Origin of the sequence: Psychrilyobacter sp. (assembly GCF_049671765.1) — a bacterium.
Taxonomy (GTDB): domain Bacteria; phylum Fusobacteriota; class Fusobacteriia; order Fusobacteriales; family Fusobacteriaceae; genus Psychrilyobacter.
This window is the reverse complement of record NZ_JBATVM010000266.1, coordinates 1-3,260: the sequence shown is the minus strand read 5'-3', so window position 1 is coordinate 3,260 and position 3,260 is coordinate 1. Positions and strand designations below refer to the sequence as shown.

Sequence of the window (3,260 nt, the reverse complement as noted above, 5' to 3'; positions counted from 1 at the left end):
GGAAGTCTTAATATGGATTTAGTTACCATGAGTGAGAGGCATCCTAAATTAGGAGAAACAATTATTGGGAAAAGCTTCTTTCAGATTCCAGGTGGGAAAGGAGGGAATCAAGCAGTTGCTATATCTAAATTAGGTGGAGAAGTGACTATGTTTGGTTGTGTAGGAGAAGATTCCCACGGAGATATATTAATAGAGGAATTAAAAAAGAATGGTGTAAATATAGAAAGTATAAAAAAAGTAAAAAAAAATACAGGGATAGCTACAATTGTTGTAGATGAAAATGCAGATAATACAATAATAGTAGTCCCTGGAGCTAATTTTGAGACGAGTATAGATGATATAGATAAAAATATAGAGTTAATAAAAAATGCAGATATAGTTCTCCTCCAACTAGAAATTCCTATAGATGTTGTGGAATATATTTTGAAAAAATCAAAGGAACATAATAAAATTACGGTACTTAATCCAGCTCCAGCTGAAAAGTTATCGGTAGATATAATAAAGAATGTAGATTATCTGGTACCCAACGAAACTGAATTAGAATTACTCAGTGGTATGCCTACAAATTCGGAAAGTGAGGTATTAGTGGCCTCTAAAAAACTTATGGATATGGGAGTAAAAAATCTCATAGTTACCATGGGGAAAAATGGTTCTATCTTTGTAGGAAAAGATAAAGTTGTAAAAGTAGGGATCCATAAAGTAAAAGCTGTAGATCCAACAGCAGCAGGAGATTCATTTATAGGTGGAGTTATTAGGATGCTAGCAGAGGGGGAAAAAATAGAGGAAGCCATGGAATTTGGGGCTCGAGTAGGAGCAATAACCGTAACCAAAGAAGGGGCTCAGAGCTCATTACCAACATGGGATGAAGTAGTGAATTATAAGTTTATGGAGGGGTAATTTATGAATTACCCTTACTTTATAAAATTAGAGAGAATAGAGGCAAAGAAATAAAAACTTGGTCACAGAGATACACCGAGAGGAAAGATAGCTATACAGAGAAAAAATAAAAACTCTGTGAATCTCTTTTTTCTAATTCTGTGGCTCTCTGTGTCAAAAAAATGGGGGATTTTTATGAAAAAAGGAAGATTATTAAATAGTGAGATTAGTTCTGTAATATCTAGAATGGGACATAAAGATCATATAACTGTTGGAGATGCAGGATTACCTATTCCAACCGGAGTAAAGAGAATAGATTTAGCAGTGGAAAAAGGAGTACCAACTTTCTTAGGGACTTTAGAAGTCATATTAGATGAATTGAAGGTAGAAGAAGTGGTGATTGCTAAGGAAATGAAAACAGTAAGTAGAGAATTCTATTTTGAATTATTTAAATTATTAGAGAAAAAATGTGGAGAGATCACTATTGTAGAAGTATTCCATGATGAATTTAAAGGGATGACTAAGGAAAGTAAAGCTGTAGTAAGAACTGGAGAGTGTACACCATACGCCAATATTATTTTGAAATCAGGAGTAACATTCTAAGGAGAAAAAATATATGGAAAAAATATTAGAAATTTCAGGAATAATTAAAGATTTTCCAGGTGTAAGAGCATTAGATGGAGCTAAATTAAATGTTTATCAAGGAAAAGTCATGGCTTTACTTGGTGAAAATGGTGCAGGAAAATCAACTATGATGAAAATAATGACAGGAATATATAGAAGAGATGCAGGAATTATTAAACACAATGGAAAAGAAGTGGAATTTAATGGACCTAAAGAATCCCAAGATGCAGGTATATCTATAATTCATCAAGAATTAAACTTGATAGATCATCTTTCTATAGCAGAAAATATTTTTTTAGGAAGGGAATTGACTAAACACTTTAGAATAGATTGGGATATGATGTTCAATGAGGCAGATATAATTTTAAAAAAGTTAAATCTAAAATATTCATCTAAGGAATTGGTAGGAAAATTAAGTATCGGAGAAAAACAAATGATAGAGATAGCAAAAGCTCTTTCTCAAAATGCCAAAATAATAGTTATGGATGAACCTACCGATGCCCTAACAGACACTGAAACAGAGAGTTTGTTCAGCGTTATTAAGGAACTCGTAGCTGAAAATAAAAGTATTGTATACATATCCCATAGATTGAAAGAGATATTTGAGATATGCGATTATGCTACCATTATGAGAGATGGAAAATTTATAGATGAAGCTCTAGTAGAGGATATAGATGAAGATCATATAATTGAAAAGATGGTAGGAAGAAAATTAAAAGATCAATTTCCTAGAATAGACACAGAATTAGGAGCGGTATCTTTAAGAGTAGAAAATCTAACTGGTGAAGTTACAAAAAAAATTAATTTTTCTCTTCAAAAAGGTGAAATATTAGGAATAGCAGGACTTATGGGAGCAGGAAGAACAGAGTTAGCTAAAACTATCTATGGGTATTTTAAGAAAACAAGTGGGCAAATCTATATAGATGGAAAAAAAGTAGATATAAACTCTCCTCAAGAAGCGTTAAAAAACAGGATAGCCTATGTCTCTGAAGATAGAAAGGGAGACGGTTTGTTGCTTGGACTTTCTGTAAAAGAAAATATGAGTTTGTCTTCACTATTAAAATTTTAAAACTGATATAAAAAAATAGATGAAAAAAAAGAAAAGATAGAAGTAAAAGAATTTATATCAAAATTTAACATAAAAACTCCTACAATGGATCAACTCATAAAAAACCTAAGTGGTGGAAATCAACAGAAAGTAGCCATAGCCAAGGCACTCATGACCAATCCCAAGATATTAATTTTGGATGAGCCTACAAGGGGAGTAGATGTAGGAGCGAAAAAAGAAATATACGATCTCATAAATGAATTTAAAGATCAAGGCATGAGTATAATCATAATTTCCTCTGAAATGCCAGAAATATTAGGGCTCAGTGACAGAATAATGGTGATGTATGACCAAACTATTACAGGAATGTTCAGTAGAGAAGAAGCCACACAAGAAAAAATAATGAAGTGTGCTATCGGTGTGATGAAGGAGGAGATAGATGAAAACTAATGAGGCATTAAATGTTACAACAATCAAAAAAGAAAATAAATTATTTAAAAATAAACCTTTGATAGGTTTGATTATATTTGGAGTGATAGTTTCAATATTAAATCCGAGATTCTTATCTACAGCGAACTTATTAAATATACTCCGACAGACATCTATAAATGCAATAATAGCAGCAGGGATGACCTTTGTAATATTGACCGGTGGAATAGATCTTTCAGTAGGATCTATACTAGCTATCTGTGGTGCCGTATCAGCAAGTATG

2 protein-coding genes and 2 pseudogenes are annotated in these 3,260 nt (G+C 32.4%); all 4 read left to right on the top strand.

The genetic code is table 11. From position 1 onward, the window contains the following. Nucleotides 1–897 (top strand): ribokinase (rbsK, locus tag WBG30_RS12560; protein WP_424505007.1); only part of this gene is annotated, 897 nt, incomplete at its 5' end. 174 nt (nucleotides 898–1,071) lie between these two features. After that, nucleotides 1,072–1,479: a D-ribose pyranase gene (rbsD, locus tag WBG30_RS12555; RefSeq protein ID WP_424505006.1), complete on the top strand. Its 408-nt coding sequence runs from the start codon at nucleotides 1,072–1,074 to the stop codon at nucleotides 1,477–1,479. Between the two features lie 13 nt (nucleotides 1,480–1,492). Then, nucleotides 1,493–2,998 (top strand): annotated as a pseudogene (gene rbsA, locus WBG30_RS12550) (ribose ABC transporter ATP-binding protein RbsA). Next, nucleotides 2,988–3,260, top strand: a pseudogene (locus WBG30_RS12545) (ribose ABC transporter permease); the annotation flags it as partial. The pseudogenes rbsA and WBG30_RS12545, both read left to right, overlap by 11 nt.